Source organism: Natronotalea proteinilytica (assembly GCF_055379935.1).
The window spans coordinates 1433729-1457515 of the sequence record NZ_AP043947.1 but is presented as its reverse complement, the minus strand read 5'-3'; the positions used below and the strand labels follow the sequence as shown (position 1 = coordinate 1457515).

Below are 23787 nucleotides of genomic sequence, written 5' to 3'. Positions count from 1 at the left end.
CTACAGGGTAAGTTGCACTTCAAAAAGCGGAATGATCGGCAGTCCCCGTTGGTCGTTGGTGGTTACGCCGTTGTTGCCATCAGACTCGTAGGCACGCCCGACCACGTTGCGGTGGTTTATGGCGTTATGCAGGTGGAGCCGAACATGCCAGTCGGCTCCCATCCCCCTGAACCGATGCCCCAGCGTTGCATCGACCCGCCCATACAGCGGCAGGCGGTCGTTATTCACGTGCGGTCGGTACAAAAACGTGACCGGATCGGTGTCTTCCACATCGCCGAGCCGATACGAGCCCACGGGTGTAGAGATGGGATAACCCGTGCGAAGCGTTCCGGCCAGCGTCAGTTCCCACCGTCCCGGCTCCCACGTGATGGCATTACGCATTGACCAGGGCAAATCCAGATCAGCCGGGCGGTATCCCGATGTCTCTTCTTGCTCGGGGGTTCGTGTAAACGTGCGGCCTACCGCCGTATTATGGTGGATGCGCCACCGGCCGCGCTCCCAGCGCACCTCGGCTTCTGCGCCCATGGCCCGCTCGCGCGAGGGCGTGTACTGTCCCAACAACGCCCCTACCTCAATGCCCGGTCCCTGCAAGCCGTCTTTGGTTTGCAACGTGTTCTCGGGCACCAACGCGTGTTGGCTCCACCGGGCATACGTATTGGCCTCCAGGTAGAGTGACGATCGGGGCTGACTGCGCGCGCCCAGCGTGACTTGCCAACTCTCTGCCGGACGCACCTCTCGGTCGGAGGGCACCCACCGTGTTGACACCAGATCATATGCAAGTGAAAACCGATCTCGCATCCGATGCAGCGCCTGCACATGGCCACTTCCCCCTAGCTGCACCGTCAGCCATTGGGGATCAAACACGTATTGCATGTTGAAGCGTGGACGCACATGGAAATACTGCCCGCTCGAAAAGTAGCTGAGGCGCACTCCTGACTGCACATCTAGCTCGGGCGTGGGGGTCCAGGTGTGTTGGGCGTATCCTGCCAGTTGAGCCACGCGGCGCGTCGTTTCTTCTCGATCGGGCACAGACGCGGTGGAAGAGGCTGTGGCAGTCGCCGAATTCGAAATGCTACTTTCCAGTTCGCTTGTAAAGTAGAGATGAGACAGATGGGTGCCAAACCGCCACATGTGGGTCATAGATTGATGGAGGTCCACATCCACGCGCAGCCCCATATCATCAACCGATACGGCGTAATCGGAGGCGAGCGAGGCGGTGGTGGTTGGCTGCACAAATGCGGATTCGTTGGCTCGGTAGCCGGAATAGTACCCGGTTGCATTCACAACCACTGAAGGCGACGGAATACCCTGGTACTGCGCGCTCATCATGCGATTAGACCAGTCCTGATCCATTTCAAAGAACAGATCGGTGGGCCGCAGCCATGACGAAAAATCGAGCGACAGATCAAAGGGGAGGCGCAAGTCGAGGTCGTCGCGCCCGTGGTAGTAGCTGATGGAAAAGCGGTTGCGATCGTCCAGCTGGGTAGTGAGCTTGGCGCTGGTATCGTAAAACACATAGCCGGTTCGCATGGTGTCGCGGCGTCCGCCTTCATCGATGGGATGCACCCGCCCTACAAGCCGGTCGATGTACGAGCGCCGTCCGGCAACCATAAACGAGGTCCGTTCGGATATGGGGCTTTCAACGTGAAACCGACCGCTTAGAATGCTTAGCGCCGCCTGCGCTTTGGGCTCGGTTCGATTGCCATCCTTAAGCTGCGCATCCACAATGGCCGAAAGGCGCCCGCCATGCTCGGCGGGAAACGTGCCTCGGTACAGCGACGTCTGTTTCAGCGTTTCCGTTTGGAACGTGGAAACGAGACTAAACGCGTGCCACGGATGGTAGATGGGCGCCCCTTCAAGCAGGTACAAGTTTTGATCGGTGGAGGCGCCTCGCACGCTCAAGCCTCCACTTACGGCCCCCGAGCGCTGCACGCCGGGGGTCCACTGAAGGGCGGCAATCAGATCCGACTCACCCAGCGACGGCAGGTTGTCGAGCTGATCCAGCGCGAGCGTGGACATGCCGGCGGTGGGTGCCCGCGTCGTGAGGGCATTGTCGTTGTCTTGAACTACGACCTCATCAGCTTCAAGCGATCGAGGCGCAAGTTCGATGTGTGCGTTTGAGCCGCCTGCTGTGAGCGTGGTGTCCACCGATTCGTATCCCATGTACGTTATGCGCACCTGATACGGCCCCGGTGGGAGCGAGGAAAGCACAAAATAGCCCGACCGATTGGTGCTCGTGCCGCTTCGCAGTTCACGCATCACAATGTTCGCGCCGGGAAGCACCTCTCCGGTTTCTGCATCGCGCACGTATCCCGAAATCGACAAGCGAGGCGATGGAGATACCGTGGGGCCTTCGGGATCGGGCCTGTCTTGTGCCTGGACGAGCACATATTGGTTTCGACGCACGCGGTTGGCCTCTAATCCGGTGCCGTCGAGCACACAGGCCAGCACCTCTTCAAGGGGATCTTCTTCATATTCGTAGGTGCAAGAGGTGTAGATGTCTTCGACCAACCGATCGGCAAATACCAGGTCGAGAGGGGTGTTTGTGCGGAGAGTGGTTAGCACATCTACCAGTGGATCACCGGATTCGATAACCACGGTCTGCGCCGTGGCATGCTTCGCACTCCCTGCGAACACGCCCCCCACGATAAGTGCAACGACAACAGCCCAGCGCACCACGATAGCATGTGCCTGTGAACAGAATACAGACTCTCAACCCAGGCTTGTACCCATCGCCAGATCTGCTGTTCGGCAGCGTCGCGTTGACGGGCGGATGGTGTTGATGGCAGTGGGACGACATGCCGTGAGGAGAACGCCGAGATGACCCCAGACGAATTTGATTGCCCCGTGGCGATGTGAGAGAATGCACGCTATCCGCTGCGTGTGCCTACTGTGCTGTCACACCTGAAAGTTAGAGTCCGAAAGTTGTCATCGCGAGGAGGGAGCCCTGCAACTGACGCGGCGCTGTGAGCGCAGCGAACGAGTACTCCTGGGGTGCGATCTCATGCTGTTGATTGGGCGGCTGTATCCGGTTTGATAGCATGAGATTGCTTCGCTGCGCTCGCAATGACATGATTGTGAGTTATTCTCGGTACGTTAGAGGCTACATGTGTTGCCCGAAGATTGATCTGAGACAGAGCACTACTACGCGTCATCCACGATGCGGTAGTGATCGGTATCGTGCTGATCGACGGTTACGCCAAGCGTGGCCGCAATGGCATTGAGCACCTCGTTTACGTCCTGATCGCGCTCAAACGTGCCGGTTACGGTTGCATCGGTCAAGGTGTCGTCTACGTCAATGGTGACTTCGTAGGCCCGATCCAGTTGTGTGGCAATCTGCTCCATGGGGGTTTGCCGGAAGATAAAGAGCCCAGTCCATGCCAGTGCATCGTTCAGCTCGACACGCTCCGGGGGGGTAGGGGGCTGATCGCGTTCCACACGGCTGGAGGTGCCCGGCTCAAGCGTTTCAAACAGATCGTCAAATCCAAGTGTCCCTACGCGCAGCGCCCCTTCGGCTAACGTAATATCGGTATGGTGTGGTGCGGTGTCTACCCCGAACTGCGTTCCCAATACTTCCGCCTGTGCTGTGGGCGTCTCGACTACGAAAGTCTGTTCATCGCCTGTTGTAGGCACTTCAAAGAACGCTTTGCCCGTGTGCACGGTTACCGTGTAGGCATCGTCTTCTGGCACCTCATCCGGATAGGTGAACCGGGTTACGCCCACCAGGCGTGCGGTCGATCCATCAGCTAAGTTGACCGTGCGCACCTCTCCGTTATCCGTATCGACGGTGGTGGTGCTAGGCGCATCCGGTAGCATGAACACAATACCGATGGCAAGCAAGATCATAGCTACACCCGCAGCTAGGCGCAGGGCCCACGAGCGATCGGCTGTACGATGGCTGCGACGCGCTTTGGCATCGCGCTCGGGCCGCACGCCATTTGTTTCCATAGCAGGCTCAACGTGCTCCGTCCATGTGGTATGGAAAACGCGCTGCTCCTCTTGAATACGCTTTACGATATCGTCGAGTGCGGGATGCGCAGCACGCGCATCTTCGATACGTGAACGAGCCGCCTGCAAGGCAGTGCGTTCATCGGCACTTAAGACGTGTGCCATTCCGGCCTCATCCAGCGCGTAGAGCACGAGCAAATCGCGCTCTGGCAGATCGGCTTCAAGGTCGCGCCGCACCGCTGCGCGCACTGCCATCCACTGCGACAGGGTAGCCTGTAGCTCCGGGTGGTCGGCGAGTGTCTCGCGAATGTCCGCGCGCCGCTCCTCCGACAGATCGTCGTAGAACAGCACCGCTTCAAAAAGTGAATCCATGGCGTATGGGCAATTCGGTTGATAGGTGTCAGACAGAACACGAAAGCCTCCGCAGCGGCGGAAGCGCACTGTAAAACGTCTGTTACGGACATATTGGCCCGCTGTGGATGTAAGCCGCCCTAGAGGCAAACAAAGTAACAGACATCATGCAGCCCATCTGTATAACACCATAAGTTGTTGGATACAATTGTGATAGCCGTACTGCAATAGCCGTACCGCCACTCTGGGCCTCTTAGAGGATACGTCCCAGATGCAGACGGTCAGCTTATAAGCATCACAAAGGCGAGTATGCTGGCTAATGCATCGCGCATTTTATCGAAGGCCCGCTTCACCTGCATCTTAATAGCTGCCTCGGTGGTGTCGATCATCTGCGCGATTTCGCGATAGCGATACCCGTACTCGCGCAGCTCAATGATGCGCCGCGCTTTGGGCGACAGCGCGTCTAACGCCTTGTCGACATCCATGCTGGGAAGAGAGTCGTTCGCCTGGGTGGTGCGTTGCAGCGGCTTTTCAGGATCGTACAACTGCTCTTTCATATCATAGCGCCCCCGATAATAATCCTGCAACTCAAACAAGGCCCCCTTCATAGCAAACGACTTAAAGCTGCCCGGTTTGTTGAGGTCGTCCAATCCTTTGTGGACACGGAGCAGCGTGTTTTGAATGAGATCATCGACATCGGGCCCTTGCCCGATGCGCTTGATGAAGTAGCCTCGCAGGATGGGCTCAAGGGCCTGCAATAATGCGTGCAGGGCCTGTTCGTCGCCCTCTTGCGCGGCACGAACCCGCTCTGGAGCAAACGCGGCGGGGTCAGACATAGGCGATACTTTTCAGGTAGGAAACGATGAACGGGCGAACATGGTAGACTACAATACGGCATCTTAAGTGTGAACCGCTTCATATTCATTCCGCATGAATTGATTGGAATGAAGCAAGCCGTTCATGCCGATACACCATGCGCTGTTGCATGACGGGAAGTGCCATGACAGCGCGTGTGTTATTGTTTGTGCCCGCTAATTAAGGAGGCTGTTGCCTCGTTGGTTGGTGGATGTACATCGCATTTGTCTATTTTGTTATCAAACCCGATACTGCACCATGAGCCTGTACGACTTGCACGACGCCCAACTGGATGACCTGGATGGGGAAGGCTTTGCCTATTCGGAAAAAACAGTCTACGGAAAAGCCTATAAAGGCGTCTTTTTTGGAAATAGTGCCGAAGCCATTGAAACCTTGGCCGAGGGGGAAGACGATGCCACATTTACCGGCATCTTGTATGATCGCAGCCGAGAGCGCGAAAAGTCGTTCAGCGTCGACGTAACCAACGTGATCAGCACGCCCAGCGGCGAACGGGCCGACTTCGTTGCTACAGAAAAACCGTAACGCCACTCTGTAGCACCAATTTGGTCCAGTGCGCCCATCGCACCGCGCCGATCTGCCCAGTCCGCAGGTCGGCGCTTTTTTTGATTTCTACTCCTGTTGCCTTTTTACGTCAACGGAGCGCCCCCCTGCACGCCTTAATGTCATTCCGACTCACTTGAACATACGGCACCCACTACTTAAACCGATACACCACGCCCCATTGCGGCGTATTATTGACCAGGTCGTGCCCCGCAAAGAACGACACCGGTTGCGCATTCCACACAAATCCCGGCGCCACCACCGGACGCGACACAATGGTTCCGTCGTCTTGTTGCGCCTGAACACCGATTCCGATTGACGGCTGAAGCGCGTTCCAGCCTACATCGGCAAAGCCGCGCAGTTGCACGTTAATGCGCTGCTGGCCCTCGCCTGTCAGCACAGCGCTATTGATGTGACCCTGCAGCCATACCCCGCCCGCCGAACGCGTATAGCCGCTTGTAAGCCCAATGGGCGCATCGGCAGATCCCGAAATCCCCACGCTTCCCCCTGCTACAGCCAGCACGGCCACCGCCGCGCCCGCAGCGAGCGCTGCCGGAGCCAGGCTGGGCGCATCGTCATCGTCATCATCGGACGACCGCGAACGGCTGGGGCGACGGCTGCTGGACTCGCTATCGTCATCGTCACTGCTTGCTTCGGCCCGTCGCCCGTCGCGTGTGCTGCTATCGCCGCTGTCGCTATCCGCAGAGGGGCTGCTCGAACCGATCGGACGCGCTCCGGGGCGGAAGATGCGCGTGGCGCCGATGTGGATCCCCACCGACGTGCGTGGACCACGCGGCCTACGGGTCTCCGGCGGGCGCGGCTCTATTTCGGGCGGACGCTGGGCCCGGGGCGAGAGGGCCTCGCGCTCTTCAGAGGGGTGCATATACACATGCTCAACCTCTACTATCCGGAACTCCGGCTCCGATTCCAGCACTTCACGCGCCTCCTCAGCATTAAGTCCCTCAAACATATCATCTAGGGGCACCGCCTCCCAAAGCAATTCCACCTGGTCGGGACGCGGACCGACTTCCATTTCCTCAAAGACTATCGGACCCGAGGCCACCCCGCCCGGAGCAGCATCAGTGTGCGCCTCCACCCATACGTGAAGCTCTGCCAAGCGGCCTTTATCCGAGACGCGGCGCGCGGATTGCACCTCTTGCCCGGTGTACACATGCACGCCCGCCGACCACGCCAGATCGAACGTCCAGTCCACGGTATCGTCGTGTAGGGCGTAGGCATACTCCACAGAAAGCCGCTCGAACTGCGTCAGCCAGCCCGAGCCCGCCTCGCCCCAGTCGGCGATCTGCGACACATCCGGCCATTCACGCAGCTCCATCACACCGCTGTGCGTATCCGACTGCGCAAATGCACTGCTCGAACCGAACCCGAGCACCAACAGCGCCACCATCCATATCCCTCGTTGAAATTGCATCATGCCCATACCGTGTTTTTTATCCGCAGAAAGGTACAATGTAGACGCAGCCACGCAGCATTTCGTTACGCCACCCCCACCGTTCTTGGCATAATGCGCACATCCCTAACACAAACGCGGCGCGCGGCTGCATTCGTGTCTGTTCTTTGGTACGTTGCTACACCCGAAACTCTTTTTGCTTGCCCCCTGCCTCCATGATCCGCTTGCTTCATGTTTTCGCCCTCAGCGGCCTCCTGCTACTTAGCGGCCTGCTCGCCGTACCCGCACACGCCCACACGCCCCCCGACACCCTTTCGGTCTCCACCATCATGCAAGACCCCGACACATGGATCGGCAGTTGGCCCAGCAACGCCCGCTGGCATGAAGACGGATCGGCACTCTACTTCGATTGGAACCCCGAGGGCGACTTTCCAAGCGACTCGCTCTACAAGGTTACGCCCGACGATCCAGAACCCGTTCAGGTGGAACCCGAAGATCGTCGTGCTGCAACACCCTACTTTTCAGGGTGGCAGCATGGGAGCCACACGTATACATCCGACTTTTCGCGCAAAGTGTTCGTCCACCGGGGGGATGTATACCTCTACGACCACTCCACCGATGAAACGCTTCGACTGACGCGCACCACCAGCTCTGCAAGTCAGCCTCGCTTCGCCCCCGATGGCCAGCGCGTGCTGTTTCGCGATGGCGATACGCTCTTCGCGCTCGATCTGGCCCAAGGCAGCCTGCAACAACTCACCGACATTCGCGCTACCGATGAGCCCACCGATGAGGAGCCCTCGCCCAAGAAAGCCTTTCTAGAAGAGCAACAGCGCGATCTCTTCGAGACGCTCCGTGAGCGTCATGAGCAAAGCGAAAAAGCCGAGGCCGCTGAAGAGAAAGATGACGCTGCGGACCCCGATCCCGTGCCGGTGTACATTGGCGATAAATCGGTGAGCCACCTCTCGATGGATCCCTCCGAGCGCTTCACTGCAGTGGGTGTTGTTGCGCCTGGAGCCGCTACCCCCACGCAGATCATCGACTACGTAACCGAGTCCGGCTTTGCAGACCCCGTTGATGCCCGCCCGAAAGTCGGACGCCCCGATGGCTCCTACGAACTCCACCTGGCCGATGCCGAGCGCGACACCACCTACACGGTCGACCTCACCACGCTTCCCGATGCCGAAGCGTGGCCCCTCGCCGACATTGCCGACCCCGACACCCTCGATGCCGACACCACACGCGCCATGCAAGCATTTGGACCGTACTGGAATGACGACGGCTCCCTCGCCGTGGTTGACGTCCGCACCGACGATAACAAAGACCGCTGGATTGCGCGGCTTGACCCCGAAGACGGCAGCGTGTCTGTCATCGACCATCAACACGACGACGCCTGGATTGCAGGGCCGGGCATCTCGTGGGCGGGCGGCCCCAGCACTCTTGGCTGGATGCCTGACGGCGAAACGATTTACTTTCAGAGCGAAGCCACGGGCTACAGTCACCTGTACACCGCCCATGTACCCAGTGGAGAGACCGAGCAAATCACCGACGGCAGCTTCGAGGTGTTCGACCCGCAACTGACCCAGGACGGTAGCCACTGGCTCTTTGCCAGCAGCGAGGTCTCACCCTACGAGCGCCACTGGTACCACATGCCTGCAGAAGGCGGCGAACGTACCCGCCTCACCGAGAAGCAGGGGCAGTACACCGCAGCCCCCCATCCTGACGATGAGACGCTCGGGCTCGTCTATGAGCACATCGTACAGCCGCCCGAGGTTTATCTGCAAACCGATGAGGGCGAAGAGCGCGTTACCTTCTCAACTACTGACGAATGGAATGCCATCGACTGGAGTCCGGGCACCCTCACCGAAATGGAGGCCTCCGACGGCGTTGAAGTCCCCATGCAGATCTTCGAACCCGAGGAGCCCAACGGCGCTTCCGTGCTGTTTGTGCACGGGGCCGGATACCTGCAGAACGTGCATTACGGCTGGAGCAATTACTTCCGTGAGTTCATGTTTCACAACATCCTGAAGGCCCAGGGCTACACCGTCGTCAATCTCGACTTCCGCGCTTCGGCAGGGTACGGGCGCGACTTCCGCACCGCCATCTACCGCCACATGGGCGGACGCGATCTGCAGGATTATGTGGACCTAACGGACTATCTGGAGACCCATCACGACATCGCCCCTGAACGCAACTTCATCTATGGCGGATCCTATGGCGGCTTTATCACGCTCATGGCGCTGCTCACCGAACCCGATTCGTTTGGAGGCGGAGCCGCCCTACGGTCGGTCACCGATTGGGCGCACTACAACCACCCCTACACCGCCAACATTCTGAACACCCCGGTCGTCGACCCCGAAGCGTATGAACGTTCCTCCCCAATTTATTTCGCCGAGGGACTGGAGGATCCGCTCCTTATGACGCACGGGCTCGTCGATGCCAACGTGCAGCCGCAGGATATCTTCCGCCTCAGCCAGCGCTTTATTGAACTGGGCAAGACCGACTGGGAGCTGGCCACTTATCCGGTAGAACCACACGGCTTTACCGAACCCAGCAGTTGGACCGACCAGTACCGGCGCATTCTCTACTTCATCGAACGCAGCGTAGGCCCCGATCGCATCGAGCAAGCGTGGTAACGACCCATACACTTCCCAAAAACAAGCGGCGACGCTCCGTTCGACAGGAGCGTCGCCGTATTGTATAACGGCATGAAGATGCCTATACTGTAGTGGATACACGCATATATTCGGTGGTCTCCTAATTCTCTTAAAGTCATGTCTCTTCTTCCGGCACGAAGCCTACCTTCCGCCCTCCTCGGGTTGCTTGGCCTGATGATGTTTTCTGCCCCAACCTACGCTCAGAAGACCGCTACGTCCCTCGACTCAACGGAGAACACGGCCCCATCTGAGCGTGCTCAAAACACGTTGCACGTCGAACTGCTCGGAGCGGGAATGCTTTACAGTGTGAACTACGACCGCCATGTATTTGGGCGCTGGCACCTTCGCGGAGGCTACTCGGCCTTGAAAGGCGATTTCCTATTTGGCGGTTGGGTACATTTGGTGCCTGTGCAGTTAACATATGTATCTGACACCGAAGGCGCGCTTGAACTCGGGGCAGGGGGCACTTTACTATTCGGGGATACCAGAACTCCGGTTGTAGCGACGTTTACCGTTGGGTACCGGTATCAGCCACGTGACCAAGGCCATATGTATCGTGTTGGGTTTACCCCGCTCGTGGGATACGACGATGGATTTAGAGCAGCCCCCAGCATAGGCTTTAGCTGGGGATATGCGTTTTAGAGCCTGGTATGTTGATTTTCCCTCGTGAGAGGGATACTTTCCCGACCCTGTCTACAACGAGATGAGTCGGGAATGATCCGAGGACGCTCGGATGGGAGGCGGGTCGCCTGATTAGAGCCTTTGGCCCCAATGCTTGAAGCATGTGCTTTGAGCCTCGGTGAGCCCGTAAAACAGATCAGTTCCCGCTTTCCTTTTCGGTGCATTTGACTCCGAACAGCATCATAGAGCACTGCGCTTACCTGACCACTGCGCTTACTTGAGGACATAGATCCTGTATTTACCAGCATGAGAGAGTCACCGAGACATTCGAGCACTGATCGCTTTACGTTTTCCCTGGGTATCGACGTTGGCAAGTCGACCCTCGAACTGGTCTTGCGCGAGAGCGACCACGTCGTTGCGCGAACGACCGTTTCCAACGACCCGGAGGGCCACCACACCTTGGTCGAATGGCTCGACGATCGAGGAGCCGGTCCCGAGAAGGCGTGTGCGTGCATGGAGGCAAGTGGCGACTTTGAAAAGGCCATTGCCCATCGTTTGTATGAGGAAGGCTACCGGGTTAGTGTCGTCAATCCGAGACGAATCAAGGGATACGCGTCGACCCAACTGCAGCGCACGAAGACCGATGCAGCCGATGCAGCCTTGATCGCGCGTTTTGGGCAGCGGGAGGATCCGCGGCCCTGGGAACCGCCTTCAGCGGCGGAGAGCCGCCTTCGAGAGCTTACGCGAGCCCGACAAGCCCTCAAGAAAGAGAAAACTCGAACGAAAAACCGGTTGGATGCAGCTGATGACGAGGCCGTGCGCGATGCACACCGCAGCCTCCTCGACGAAATCGAGCGCCAGATTGAGGACCTAGAGGAAGAGATTGCAACGCATATCGAGGAGGACCCGAAGTTGACGGATCGATGCTCCCTGTTGGACACGATACCGGGCATCGGTCTTCAAACTGCTGCAATCGTGGTAAGTGAGCTTGGGCCCCCCGAGCGATTCGAGAGTGCGCGCCAAGCAGCGGCGTACGCCGGTCTGGTGCCAAGCCATCATGAGTCCGGCACCTCCGTGCGAGGCCAGCCTCGAATGTCGAAAGTCGGCAACGGGCGGCTGCGCCGAGCTATGTACTTTCCAGCAATGACAGCGCTGCGCTTTAACGCAGCAGTGGAGGCGCTCGGGGACCGTCTCCAAGAGCGAGGAAAGGAACAGATGGTCATTATCGGAGCCGCCATGCGGAAACTCCTACATATTTGCTACGGCGTACTCAAATCAGGTCGTCCGTTCGATGCTTCGCTGCATCCGACGACCTGATTTCCACCCCGAAACCACTTGACAATCACCACAGCATCTGTTTTGATTTCTTATTTTGGGCTGTGAGCGGATCCGCTGGGCTGTAACGAGCGGCCCGTAGCCCCGGCTACGAACCTCCATCGTGGTCCTCGTTTCGCTCCAGCGGCGCTTGCTCTCGCCTTCAAACCAAAACCCAAACAGGCTTTTAACCCTGCGGGGAGTGGTTTTTCCGATACGCCTCGTCTTCCACATACGTCGTAATGGCATCGGTGAGGGCACTGATAACAGGGAGGGTAAAACTTATAGCATATCTCCGCTGTTGGCACATATCGTCATGCCTGTTGCTTTCTAAGCTACACAAACGCTTAAGTGACCTCAACAATGGTTTTGGGGATTGCCGGTTGGTTTCCCCTCCATCCTACCCTTCCTCCCCGAGGAGAAAGGAACCGTGGAAGGCGTTCATCAAGTCCCCCTCAGAGGAGCTACGGTGTATACACAACTGGTGCATCGCCCGGAGAGGCGGGATGCTTCCGCGTCCGCAGGTCATCCTGACGCCGCCAGGCGGACGGATCTGGGCGCCATCCCTGCAGGCTCGGCCCGTCCAGGGCGCGAGGGCCCCGCGGGGGGGAGACCCATCGACACTGAGCAGCAGGCCCCCTCGACTGCAGGGCGCTGAGATGCTTTACTGCGTTCAGCATGACATGGGTAGTCGGCTTCGATGCCCAATGGATCCCAATGGATCCCTAAGAACCGCCCGGGATATCCGCTTCGCTTCTGATCCCGGGCTACGGGAAGGCGCAGTGCCCGTCTAATCCATAGCCGGGGACCGCTTGCGTCTCCGGCAACATTGAGGCACGGATCGTCTCCACCGTTTGCAAACACCTGTATGATGATCCCACGCAGATGGTATAAGGCATGCCTGCATTTCGATGGATGGATATCAACAATGGAAGCCCTCGAACCGCTTAAATCATAAGCCCGAAGTGATTTTGCTACGCCTCGTGTTCCTTCAGCCAGAGCAGGAGGTCGGCCATCGAGCACGTTGCCAGCGCTACAAACGTATCGGCGGCCCCGTAGTAGAGGCGCAGCCGGTCGTCGCCCACGTCGTGAATTGCACCGCAGGGAAAGACCACGTTGGGCACGTCCCCCTCCCGCTCATAGGGGGCAGTAGGACTCAGGAGCCAAGGGCCGCTCCGCCGAATGACTCGGAACGGGTCGTCTAGGTCCAGCAGCGCGAGTCCAACCCGATAGATGCTGCCCGCGACGGTATCGCGCACCCCGTGGTAGAAGAGCAGCCATCCCTCGGGCGTCTCCAGCGGAGGGGCAGCAATGCCGATACGAGCATGGTCCCACCACCCCCCGTCCCGCGCGCCCAACAGGGGCCGTGGATCGCTCCAATACTCAAGATCATTCGACCGGCTGGCCCAGATGTGCGGACGGTTCGAGGCGTAGGCCGAGGCTGGACGATGCAAAAGCAGCCACCGTCCGTCGATGCGACGCGGGAACAGGGCTGCGTTCTTGTCTTCCGGCGGCATGACCGATCCCTGGCAGTGGAACTGGACGAAGTCGGTGGTTTGGGCCATCGCCACGAGCGGCCCGTCTTCGGAGAAGGCTGTGTACGTAACAACGTACGTGCCGAGCTCCTCGACCCACACCGCTCGTGGATCCTCCAGGCCCCATAGTTCTTCGGGGCGATTCACCGGATCCGGGAGAAGAGTCGGCGCCTCGTCGATATGCCAGTCGGTCATGCCGTCAGCACTGCGAGCCGCCGTCAGGTGCGAGAAGCCTCGTAGGTCCTCCACCCGCACGAGGAGGAGCGTCTCACCGGTGTCCAACTGGACGGCGGCCGGGTTGAAGACGCTGTTACACGGATAGGGCCAATGGCCCGCCGTAAGAATCGGATTGTGCTCCGAGCGACGGAAAAGCTCAGTTACTTCCTGCTGGAGGCGAAATTCAGGTTCGTATTGGACCATGGTCGGTTTGGGTAGATCGGGGTGGGGTATGATAGCGTGTGTCGCGCGCTTGGGGAGGCAAGGCAAGGGACCGGTCGGTTAGGCGTGAAGCCCCTGCGGCCTGAAGACCGATGAGACACGCAATGACCGACTCGGCCCCCTGGTTGAAGCTGGCCCCATAGAGTTCCAGTCCGTCGCTGCAGGCACCCGTTGTCGGGTCGTAGAGCGCGGTGCCCAGCCGGTTACGGCCGCTGAACCAGTCAGCCGCGGCCCGCATGTAGTCGTGGTATCGTTTCACGCCCGTCACCTTAAAGGCCACAGCACAGGCCTCCGCCGTATAGCCGGCCTCGATGGACTGCTGCGCGAAACGGGCTGGGGACCCATCGCGCGGATACCAGCCCGCACTGCCCACAAAGTCAAAGTATCCATCCGCGCAGAAGGTCACCTCCAGAACGAAGTCGAGCGTTTCTTTTCCAATCTCCAGGAACTCGGGGCGACCGGTGGCGAGATGAGCCTCCAACATTGCGAGCGGCAAAAGGGCATTACCGTAGGTGAGTGCATCGTGAAACCAGGGCCACCCTGGGCCTCGGGCCGCGCGGTAGTGCTCGGCAAGTTGCTCGGCCCACCCTGTAAGACGGCCGCGGGACTGCGAGGCCCCACCGTGGCTCCGGAGGTAGAGGGCGAGCCCGCAGATCCCGTAAGCAAGAGCATGAGGGTAGCGAAGATCCGCGGAGCGTGCACGCTCTATCATCTGACGGGCGATCTGGCGCAGAGCGGGCGTCGGTGCCCATGCAGTCGCTGCGCCCAGCCCCCATAACGCGCGGCCGATCGTGTCCTCGCTCGGAGTCTCGTCTACAAACTGACGATCGTAGCTCATGAAGTTGCGGAACGACCCGTCGTCGCGTTGCGCATGCTGAAGGAAGCTGAGGTACGTCCGCACAATCGGAAGCACCGAACGGTCGTTTGTATCATGGTAGTGCCGAAGCACCACAACGAGCGCCCGGCCCACGTCGTCGGTACAGTAGCCGTGGCGCCGGTCGGGGACTCCGAAGGGGGCGTGCTGAAAGAGGCCCGTCTCGTCGGTCAGATCCACCAAGTGGTCAAGCGAAATCGTTGGCAGGGCCGGGCGTTGCGGACGCGCCTCGACCGAGCGTCCCTTCGCCATGACCACGTCGAACAGATCGGCGTAGCGTCGGCCCACCTTCGGCCATGTCATCGACTGTCCGACCTCATAGGCTCGCCGGCTCAAGAGCGCCCGCTCCTCTTCGTCGGCGACGAGGGTCCGTAGGGTCGACGTCAGCGTCTCGGTGTCGCCGTAAGGCACCAGCCGGCCGGCGCCACCAGCCAGCATCTCCTCGGCATAGAGGTACGGTGTGGACACGATAGCCGTACCCGCCCCGAGGGCGTAGGCAAGGGTCCCACTCGACACCTGATCGCGGCCCGGGTACGGCGTGGCGTATACGTCGCAGGCATGGAGGTACTGGAGGAGCTCCGCCTGGCTCACAAACCGATTTACAAACTGGACGTGACTGGTCAGACCGAGGGCCTCCACTTGCTTCTTGAGGCCCTCCCGATAGACCTCCCCATATTGCCGCCGCACCTCCGGGTGTGTGGCCCCGAGCACCACGTAGAGGACCTCCGGATGATCGCGCACGATGGTCGGCAAGGCGTTTAGCATGAACTCGATACCCTTGCCGGGGTTGAGAAGACCGAACGTGAGTAGGACAGTCCGTCCGGAGAATCCAAGCGCCTCTTTTTGCGACGCCAACGGTTCAAATGGCACGTCGGGCACGCCGTGGGGAATGACCATGACGGTTGCGGGATCTACCCCGTACACGTCATTGAGAAGCCGACGGGCAGCCTCTGTAATAACGACCAGATGGTCCGACTGGTGGGCCACGGCACGAAGCGCCCGGTGGTACGGAAGCGACGGCTCCGGAAGCACTGTGTGAAGAGTCGTCACGACCGGAATCTCAAGCCGGGCGAGGAACTCGATCAGGTAGAGACCTTCCGGTCCCCCGAAAATGCCGAACTCGTGCTGCACGCTGACAAGAGCCGCACCGCTTACATTGACCCGCTCGGCGGCAGCCACGTAGTCCGGACACTCATCACGCTGAATGGTGCCCGTTACCTCTCCAGGGTAGGACTCGACGGGGGCTCCCCCCTCCATCGCGATCACGTTTGCCCCCCACCCATCTTGCTGAAGGAGGCCCTCGCGCAGGTGGTTTGTAAACGTTCCAATCCCGCATTTCCGGGGCGGATACGTCGATGTAAATATTGCTCGTTTCATAGCGTCGAGAAAGTCTGGATGGACACGCTTCTGCGGTCGGGGTCGAATACGGGCGGGAATTACGGTTTGAAATGTCGGGGACGCACGTGTTCGTACGAACCCGTTCTCTCACCTCTGAGGAAGCACCTGGCACACGTCGCCCCCCCCCGGAGATTGTAGGAGCACCCTCAGGGAGCTGAAATCACCCAGTCCGGTTGACCGAATGGGCGAGGCGGCGATGCGCTGCATCTAAGATTTCGTTCAGGACCTGCGGGTAAGGCGTTCCGTCAAACGCAGCCGCCTCCACAAGATGGCTGTCCCAAGACCATCCCGGATTGGGATTGACCTCCAGAAGGTGCGGGGTGCCGTCGCCGTCCAGGCGCCAGTCGAAGCGGGCATAGTCCCGGCATCCGAGTCGTTTGAAGAGAAGGTGGCTGTCTTGCTGTATCCGGTCACGCGTCTCGTCTGGAAGGTCGGCGGGAATGGGCTCGACCTCGGTCCAGTAGGGAGAGTCAGGATCTCGTTTTGCTTCAAACCCACAAAACCGGGGCAGGCCGTCAGGAAGTCGGCTATAGTCGTCCTCGGTAATGGGAAACGCTCGAAGATCCATGGACGGGTTACCGATCATCCCGTACGTCAGGTCGGCCCCGGTTAGGAACGCTTCGACGAGCAGATCCTCGTCCGGGCCTACGTGCTCGCGCACAGATTGGATGGCCCGTCGAAGCTCGCTTCGATTGTAAGCGATGCAGTCTCGCGTCATCCCGGCACTGTTATCCGCCGCGTTTGGTTTAACAATCACCGGATACGAGATCGGGAGCGGGACCGGCACGTCTGCGCCGGAGCGGAGGACATATCCGTTTGCAACCGGGATGCCCATTTCGGTAGCGACGCCTCGAACCAGAGACTTATCGTAACAGTGCGCAAGACACCCCGGCCCCGCTCCAGTGTAGGGGATGTCGAACGACTCCAGCAGAGCGGGCACATGAAGTTCCTGACACGGCTGGTTTCGAAGTCCCTCATCGCAGAGATTGAACACAAGATCGACGGCATCCCCGTACGTGCGCAAATCCTCGATCAACGAATCATGATCGTTGAAGTAGATAAACACATATCCTGGGAGTTGGCGCAATGCGTCGTGAAGTCTGTCGAGGACCTCGTAGTCTTCTTCACCAAAGGTGCCGCCCAACTTGGTCTCGTCCGGTCGCCTCGGGTCGCCGAGAACGACAGCCACGTATCGGGGAAGGGACATGTCGAGAATCCCTACCGGCGACTGATCAACAGAGAAAGACAGCGACGATTCGGCAACAGCATCCTGTCGCCCGTTCGTCGGAGTGCCATTACGGCGACTCATCGGCTTGGATGGAATCTTGACCGGGAGTTTCGCCGTTGCGACGAACCGGTGGGCCATCATGCCGAGATCCTGGTTTCGTTCGGACCGGCCCTCCAGACGTGAAAATTCCGGAGCTTCGAAGCCAGTGTGGCGAAGAAGCGCACTAATCTCCCGACGTCCGTACAGCCGTTCGGCATAGAATTGGTCGGCCTGACCCCCCTGCTCGACGTCGGTGATGATTTCACGGGCGACCAGACGGGTCCCGCCGTCAGCCAACTCTCGCTCGCGACACACGAGGTGCTGGTCGCTGGCCCACTCCCACGATTGAGCGCGAAACGCCTTGCGCGTGTAGTCTCCATCAGTAAGGTCGAGCAGCACGCGGCCGCCCGGCGTCAAAACGCGACGCACTTCTTGCAGCACGGCCTGATCGTCGCATGCAGCATCGAAGTAGCCAAAACTGTTTCCGAGCAGGAGAACGACATCGAACGTGTGGTCTTCATACGGAAGGGCTCGGGCGTCTCCCTCATCAAACGACACGCTCGGGTTCTGCTGTTGCGCCGCTTGGCGAGCCGTGTTAATGAGGAACCCCGACTGGTCAATGCCCCGGATTTGGTTGAACGCGCGGCGAGCGAGCTCAAGTGTGTGGCGCCCCTGACCGCAGCAGAGGTCCAGAATTCGGTCCTCAGGCGTTAGATTCGCTTGTTCGACATAGACATCCACTTCGTACTGGGTGATCGACGGACTGAGCACGTCGCCGTCCGTCAAAAGGTAGGTTTCGTCGAAGAGGTCCTGCCACCATTCCGGCGGAACGTGGTCAGCAAGCGTGGCGACCGGGCCGAGTGCGGCTCTTTGTTCCAAGTTGCGGGTACTGCTCATATTTCTGGGGCGTCAATTTTCGCTGGTTCCGACGAACACTGAAGGAGAGCGGCCATGGGAATGCTATCGGGAATGTCGTCGGCGTTAGTCACGTAGACCGCGCCTTCCGACCGAAAGCGCCCGGGCCACCGCTGCGTTCAGAAACGCAATGTCTTCCCCTAACGGCAGCAGGACACGTCCCTTCTCTCGGAGCAAAGGTGAGCCAATGGTCGCTTGTCGAGGCATACTGCTTGGAGATATTGGACCATGTAGGGAATGATGGGCAACGACCATGCATCATTCAACAGCGGGCTTTCAGCAGTGAGTTTTCTTGATGGGCCGCTTATCACATAGCAACGAATAACGACAAGGGGCGGCAGAACAGCCGTCTATATTTGGTGTCTTCTGGCCCCTCTTTTGGATTCCGTGTTGTGATTCTCATAGAGGAAACGATCGCTATTCCAGTATCCGACCCGCCTTCGTAGCGGCTGTGCCGTAGAACGGAACGATGCGGTCTACGGCCTCTAATGCGCGCAAACAGTTTACGCCGTCTCGACGACAATTCCGCCATTTGACGGCAGTAGTAGGCACATTCCTGATCCACGACAGACAACCGTGAGGAGACGTCAAGACGATGATGTATCGAGGTGATGTATCGAGGTGATGTATCGAGGTGATCAACGTCAGCTCGACCGGAAGAAACTGTATTGGGGCGCAAGAGCCAAAATCTCATCTTCACGCGCTCCAGAAGTTCGTTTCCTGGTATCCGAAGCATACAAAAAACCGCCCCTTCCCAATGATTGGGAAGAGGCGGTCGTATGTTCAGACGAAATGAGAAGCACGCGATTTTACTGACCGCGCACCAGAATGTCGTCTACTTGCCAGGCCTCGGTGGATCCAGGGCCTGTACCGCTGCTGATGTACTGAAACGCAACGTATACGGTGTCGCTCTGAAAGGCTTCGTCGCCAATGTCAAGCGATCCTGATGGCACGACTTCGTATCCACTGTCGGAATACGCATCGGCCCGATCGGTAACGTCCGTCCACTCAAAGTCGCTCGGATCGCCGCTCCCGTCGTAGTCGGTTGAGACTTTCACGAGCAGCCCTTGCTCAACACCTTCGTCATCGAAGTTTTTGGCCGTGGTGAACGAAAGTGTTTGCCCAATCGACCCGGTGAAATCAAGTGCCGGAGAGATCAGCCACGTGTCAGACGGGTCATTTTCTCCAAAGCCGTTTGCTTCGGCGTACGGCGGGTCATTGTCGTCGTCTTCAAACGTACCAAGGCTCCAGCTATCACCGCCGCTGGAAACATCAACCACGTCGAACGGATCGAGGCTTTCATCGGAGAAGTCTTCCTCGAAGAGTGTCACCGAGCCAAGAGAAAGCGTGAAAAGATCGGTGCTACCAAGACCGGCCCCTTGAATATTTTGGAGCGTGAACACGGCATCGAGCTGTTCTTCGACGCCCGAGTCCTCAACAAGCTCCAATTCAAATGTTTGGATGTCGCCATCATCGGCGCTGGCTGGAAAGGTGACGGTACCTGCTACATACCCATTGGCCTCTTCTCCGTCTTCGGGATCACCCCCAACGGCGGATCCAAGCACAAATTCGTTTGCGCTCGTCTCGCTGATGCCATTGGCATAGAGCACCTCAGCGGTAACCTCCTCACCTTGTGGGTTATTGATTACAATGTCGATGTCTACCGTACCGCCGCGTCCACTCGCCAGCGAAGAGCTTTCAAACTCGATGGTTGTGGTTTGCGGTCCGGTATCAAACGCCGGGTCTACGCTACTGTCATCGCAGGCTGCCAGCATGAAAATGGCCGCTACGAGCGCCAATGCTGAAACGGATAACTGTCTCAAATACATGATAGTCAGTGTTTTAGTACAAAATCTTGATCATAATCCGTGTTGCTTCTCTGTCTTAACCGGGAGCCTCAACGGCTCCCGGTTAAAGACAGACAAGGCGCAGCTTAAAAGACGTAGCGAACGCCCAACTGCAGCTGCCAGCGTGATGCGGTATCGGACGTGCCAAAGAACTCGTCGCGCAGCTTGTTCTGCGCGGTTTGCTCTTCGAAGCTGACAATGTCTTTGCCAACATCATCGGCACGCACCAGACGGCCGTTGATTTCGGAGCCTACGTCGCTTTCCTGCACGTAGCCCTCAAACTCCCATGCAATCTGATCATTGAAGCTAGAGAAGCGGATGCGTCCCCAATCGTCGTTGATCATGTTGAGGAAGTTCTCAACAGTGGCCTGAATCTCAACGCGCTGATTGCCAAACGTCATGACCTCTTGGCGCACGTTAAGGTCAAACCGGTTTTGAAACGGATCGCGGCTGGAGTTTACATCAACGACGCCACCACGGAAATCATTCAGGCCATCTTCGCCCGCAATGAAGGCATCCATCAGTTCCCAGTTATCGCTGGTCAGGAAGATATCGTCTTCCTGGGCCGGCACAAACACCAGATCGTTGTTGGTACCGTCAGCCCCTGCATCGCCGAGGTAAATCCAGCTGAAGGGCGACCCTGAGCGGCCTTCCCAGAAGATACCGAAGGTTGTTGCTGAACGCTCACTCCACGGGATGCGGTAGTTGAGCGTCGCCAACGCGCGGTGACGCACCTCAAAGTCAGAGGTGCCGAGCTCGGGATTGTTGATGTCGGTGCTGGGGTTGAAGCGCCAGTTCGACACCGCCTGGCTCGACGTAGCTGCGTTGGTCGTCTTGGCCTGGCTGTACGTGTACGAAACCGAGCCGCTCAGGCCTTCGCGCGCATTGCGCTGCAACTGACCGGTGAAGCTGTACTCGTACCCTTGGTTGGTATTGTCAAGGACCAACACGTTCGTGAATCGATCGTCAATACGATCGGGGGTGCCAAAGCGTCCAGCTTCGCCGTACACCGGACGTCCGTAGGCGCTTTCGTCCACTACTTGCTGGTTGATATCGCGGTACGCGACATCATTCAACGAGTTGGAGTAGATGCCTTCAAACGTAGCAGTGAGGCCAAAGAACGGAAGTTCTTGATCAATCCCAACGTTGGTCCGCAGCGTTTGGGGATACCGGAAATCGGTTGCAGTGAGGTTGATTTCAGAGGTTCCCTCCGGCGCAAAGCCATCGATTCGGTTTAGGCAATCGCCACCGGGCTTCGGCTGGTCGGCCGGGTCACCGGTACCGGGGAAGCAGCTTCCTACCGTGGGGTCGTAGTTGCCATCGTCATCCACATAAACCTCTTCGGGGTCGATGTTTTGGTTGATGCGGGCAAACTCGACTCCGGTGTTGCTATACTGGTTGGAGATCCACACAAACGGCGGACGTCCACTGAACATACCGGCTCCACCGCGAATCTGGGTTTCAAGTCCATCAAAAACCAGATCATTGGTGTAGTTAAAGCCTAAACGTGGTGCCCACAGGATGTTGCTCAACCCACCTGGCACTTCATCGGTGCGGAAGTCAGGGAAGGTTTCTTCCACATCTTCGTTACGTGTGGGATCTTCGGGCAGGAGCGGCACATCGGCACGCAGTCCGATCGTAAGACGCAGGTCGTTGGTCACGTCCCACTCATCTTGCACGTAGAGACCTGCTTGCACACCGGTAAACTCGGCAGCGCGCAAAGCATCGTCTTCGGCAAAGGTACCATCGGGGTTGCGCGCAAAGCTATGCTCAAACGAGAGCGGTTGGCCGCGCTCAAAGGCCTCAAGCGCCGTTACCTCCGTATCGCCAATCTCAAATCCTTCAAACTGATAGGATCCATAGAAGTCGCGAATGAAGACATTCCGGAATTGAAAGACTTCGCCACGTGCGCCTACGGTGATGCTATGATCGCCGCGCGTAAAGAAGAAGTCGTTGGTTAGCTCCAGAATATCTTGGTCGAGCTGGTTCGCCTGGCTAAACCGGTTAATGCCCATATCTACATTCCGATTGCTGGGCAGCGTAATCCGGGTTTCCGGGAACGGCTCTGAACCTACGTCACGCGAGTCACGGATGCGGGTGTACACCAAGCGCGCTTCGTTATACGCATTATTCCCAAACTGCGAAGTGAGCTCAGCAGAGGTAGAGTTTTGGACACTGTTGAAGATCCATCGGCGGTTTTCGAGGGAAAATGTCCCCCCGCTACGGCCAATGCCCGAGTCATCGGAGGCATCAACCCAGTTATGACGCACCGACAGACGGTTGCCTGAGTTGATATTCCAGTCGATTTTCGCGAGGACCTTGTTGTTGTCAGTGCGGTCGCTCAACGGCTCGAAGCCACCGGGATCATAGCCGTACGTATCTTGCGCAATGTTGCGAATATCCAGCAGGGTTTGCGGATCTTCGCGGAAGACGTTGGCTCCATCAATGTTTGGGCCAACCTGCGTTTCGAGCGGGCTATCTTCACGCACAAACTCAGCCGACACAAAGAAAAAGAGCCGATCTTCAATAATCGGCCCTCCGAGTGTCCCAATAAAGTATTGTTCGCTAAAGTCCTCTTCTACGCTTTGACCGTCAAGGTCGCCGATAAAGGATTGATTGCGCCCAAGATAGCGAAGGCTTCCTTCGAAGGTGTTGGTTCCGCTCTTCGTAATGGCGTTAATGCGTCCTCCGGTGAATCCGTTTTGGCGGACATCGAAGGGAGCAATATCGACGTTAAACTCTTCGATCGCATCCAGCGAAATCGGTTGGGCGCCGGCTTGTCCACCGGGCGCGCCTGTACCCGATAGGCCAAACACATCGTCGAGCGTACCACCATCCACTTGGATGGCATTGAAACGGTTGTTACGGCCGCCAATGCTACTGCTTCCGCCTCCTGCAGCTTGCGGAGTAAGGCGTGCCAAGTCGGCCAGGCTCCGGTCGATGCTCGGAAGCCGGTCGATAGTTTCGGAGGTTACGTTGGTGCGTGCGCCCGTTCGGCTGCGATCAATGACTGAACTGACGGCTCGGTCGCCTCGGACCAGCACTTCGTCGAGTTCATCAGAAGCAGGCTGCAACGCAAAGTCGATTTCCCGCCGCTCGTTGAGCGACAGCGTGATGCCTGTCTCTTCAATCGACTGGTAGCCAACAAATGAAACGGTGACCGTGTACGGCCCACCAACACGCAGTCCTTGTAGATTAAATTGCCCATTGGCGCGTGTCGACGCCCCGTACTGCGTTCCGGAGGGCTCGTGTACAGCCACTACGTTTGCTCCGGGAAGGGGCTCGTCGTTTTCGTCTACCACGGTTCCGGACAAGGCCGCCCGTGTGGTCTGTGCCTGGACGTCAGCTGCGCCGAGCAACAACGCACTGCCAAGTAATAAAAAGAGTAACGATCTCAAAGGGTTCATGGGAGTGCACATCGTGTTCGGAAGATATTGATCAAACCGGCTCACTGTATCTCCCCCCAGCCATGTGTATGGAGCGCCGTATTGCAAGCGCCTCATAACGTACCGAGGCGTTTATGGACTGCCTCCAATACCATTGACACAAAAAGGGGACTCGCCGATGGTTACACGTGTTAAACACATGTGCAGTTTTCCCGGATGTGCTCCACCTTGAGGGGTCTTGTACGCTGTGTTCGAGCTAAAGCAATAGCCTGAATTAACGTACTCATCCTTGTTATGAAGTCCATGCCGGGAAGTCTGCGTTATTCATGATAGGCGCCTGCAAGACAGAAGGCAATAAAGATCATATGCATTAACATTTGATAACAGACAACTTTTGCTTCTGACTTTTGTG

At 58.2% G+C, this 23787-nt stretch carries 13 protein-coding genes; 4 read left to right on the top strand and 9 right to left on the bottom strand.

Going from position 1 to position 23787, the window contains the following annotated elements; translation table 11 throughout:
• From ACZ5AL_RS05965 to ACZ5AL_RS05955, 3 genes are all read right to left on the bottom strand, one after another.
• Entirely contained in the window at nucleotides 1–2679 is a 2679-nt protein-coding gene (locus ACZ5AL_RS05965; protein WP_464512829.1) for a TonB-dependent receptor domain-containing protein, read from the bottom strand.
• Between the two features lie 465 nt (nucleotides 2680–3144).
• A complete protein-coding gene (locus ACZ5AL_RS05960; protein WP_464512827.1) occupies nucleotides 3145–4320 on the bottom strand; it encodes a FecR family protein in 1176 nt (391 codons plus the stop codon).
• Between the two features lie 260 nt (nucleotides 4321–4580).
• Nucleotides 4581–5135 carry an RNA polymerase sigma factor gene (locus ACZ5AL_RS05955; RefSeq protein ID WP_464512826.1) on the bottom strand — a complete coding sequence of 185 codons (555 nt, stop codon included), beginning with the start codon at nucleotides 5133–5135 and terminating at the stop codon, nucleotides 4581–4583.
• A 277-nt stretch (nucleotides 5136–5412) separates the two neighbouring features.
• On the opposite strand from ACZ5AL_RS05955, the gene ACZ5AL_RS05950 reads away from it, so the two are divergent.
• Nucleotides 5413–5697, top strand: coding sequence for a hypothetical protein (locus ACZ5AL_RS05950; protein WP_464512825.1), 285 nt, complete (start codon nucleotides 5413–5415; stop codon nucleotides 5695–5697).
• 172 nt (nucleotides 5698–5869) lie between these two features.
• On the opposite strand, the gene ACZ5AL_RS05945 is transcribed toward ACZ5AL_RS05950, so the two are convergent.
• The gene (locus ACZ5AL_RS05945) at nucleotides 5870–7150 is read right to left on the bottom strand and encodes a hypothetical protein (protein ID WP_464512823.1); all 1281 of its coding nucleotides are present in this window, start codon (nucleotides 7148–7150) and stop codon (nucleotides 5870–5872) included.
• Nucleotides 7151–7341: 191 nt separating this feature from the next.
• Here ACZ5AL_RS05945 and ACZ5AL_RS05940 point away from each other — a divergent pair, with 191 nt between their 5' ends.
• From ACZ5AL_RS05940 to ACZ5AL_RS05930, 3 genes are all read left to right on the top strand, one after another.
• Nucleotides 7342–9759 carry a S9 family peptidase gene (locus tag ACZ5AL_RS05940; protein WP_464512822.1) on the top strand — a complete coding sequence of 806 codons (2418 nt, stop codon included), beginning with the start codon at nucleotides 7342–7344 and terminating at the stop codon, nucleotides 9757–9759.
• 138 nt (nucleotides 9760–9897) lie between these two features.
• On the top strand, nucleotides 9898–10422 hold the full coding sequence (locus tag ACZ5AL_RS05935) for a hypothetical protein (protein WP_464512821.1): 525 nt from the start codon (nucleotides 9898–9900) through the stop codon (nucleotides 10420–10422).
• 285 nt (nucleotides 10423–10707) lie between these two features.
• Nucleotides 10708–11718: an IS110 family RNA-guided transposase gene (locus ACZ5AL_RS05930; RefSeq protein WP_464512032.1), complete on the top strand. Its 1011-nt coding sequence runs from the start codon at nucleotides 10708–10710 to the stop codon at nucleotides 11716–11718.
• Between the two features lie 971 nt (nucleotides 11719–12689).
• Here ACZ5AL_RS05930 and ACZ5AL_RS05925 read toward each other — a convergent pair.
• From ACZ5AL_RS05925 to ACZ5AL_RS05905, 5 genes are all read right to left on the bottom strand, one after another.
• Nucleotides 12690–13670: a glycoside hydrolase family 130 protein gene (locus ACZ5AL_RS05925; protein WP_464512819.1), complete on the bottom strand. Its 981-nt coding sequence runs from the start codon at nucleotides 13668–13670 to the stop codon at nucleotides 12690–12692.
• A complete protein-coding gene (locus ACZ5AL_RS05920) occupies nucleotides 13651–15939 on the bottom strand; it encodes a glycosyltransferase family 4 protein (protein ID WP_464512818.1) in 2289 nt (762 codons plus the stop codon). Before ACZ5AL_RS05920 ends, ACZ5AL_RS05925 begins: the two co-directional genes overlap by 20 nt.
• Before the next feature lie 181 nt (nucleotides 15940–16120).
• A complete protein-coding gene (locus ACZ5AL_RS05915) occupies nucleotides 16121–18124 on the bottom strand; it encodes a methyltransferase domain-containing protein (RefSeq protein ID WP_464512817.1) in 2004 nt (667 codons plus the stop codon).
• Nucleotides 18125–18951: 827 nt separating this feature from the next.
• A complete protein-coding gene (locus ACZ5AL_RS05910; RefSeq protein ID WP_464512816.1) occupies nucleotides 18952–19965 on the bottom strand; it encodes a choice-of-anchor J domain-containing protein in 1014 nt (337 codons plus the stop codon).
• A 110-nt stretch (nucleotides 19966–20075) separates the two neighbouring features.
• Nucleotides 20076–23396, bottom strand: coding sequence for a TonB-dependent receptor (locus ACZ5AL_RS05905; protein ID WP_464512814.1), 3321 nt, complete (start codon nucleotides 23394–23396; stop codon nucleotides 20076–20078).
• Nucleotides 23397–23787: the final 391 nt, after the last annotated feature.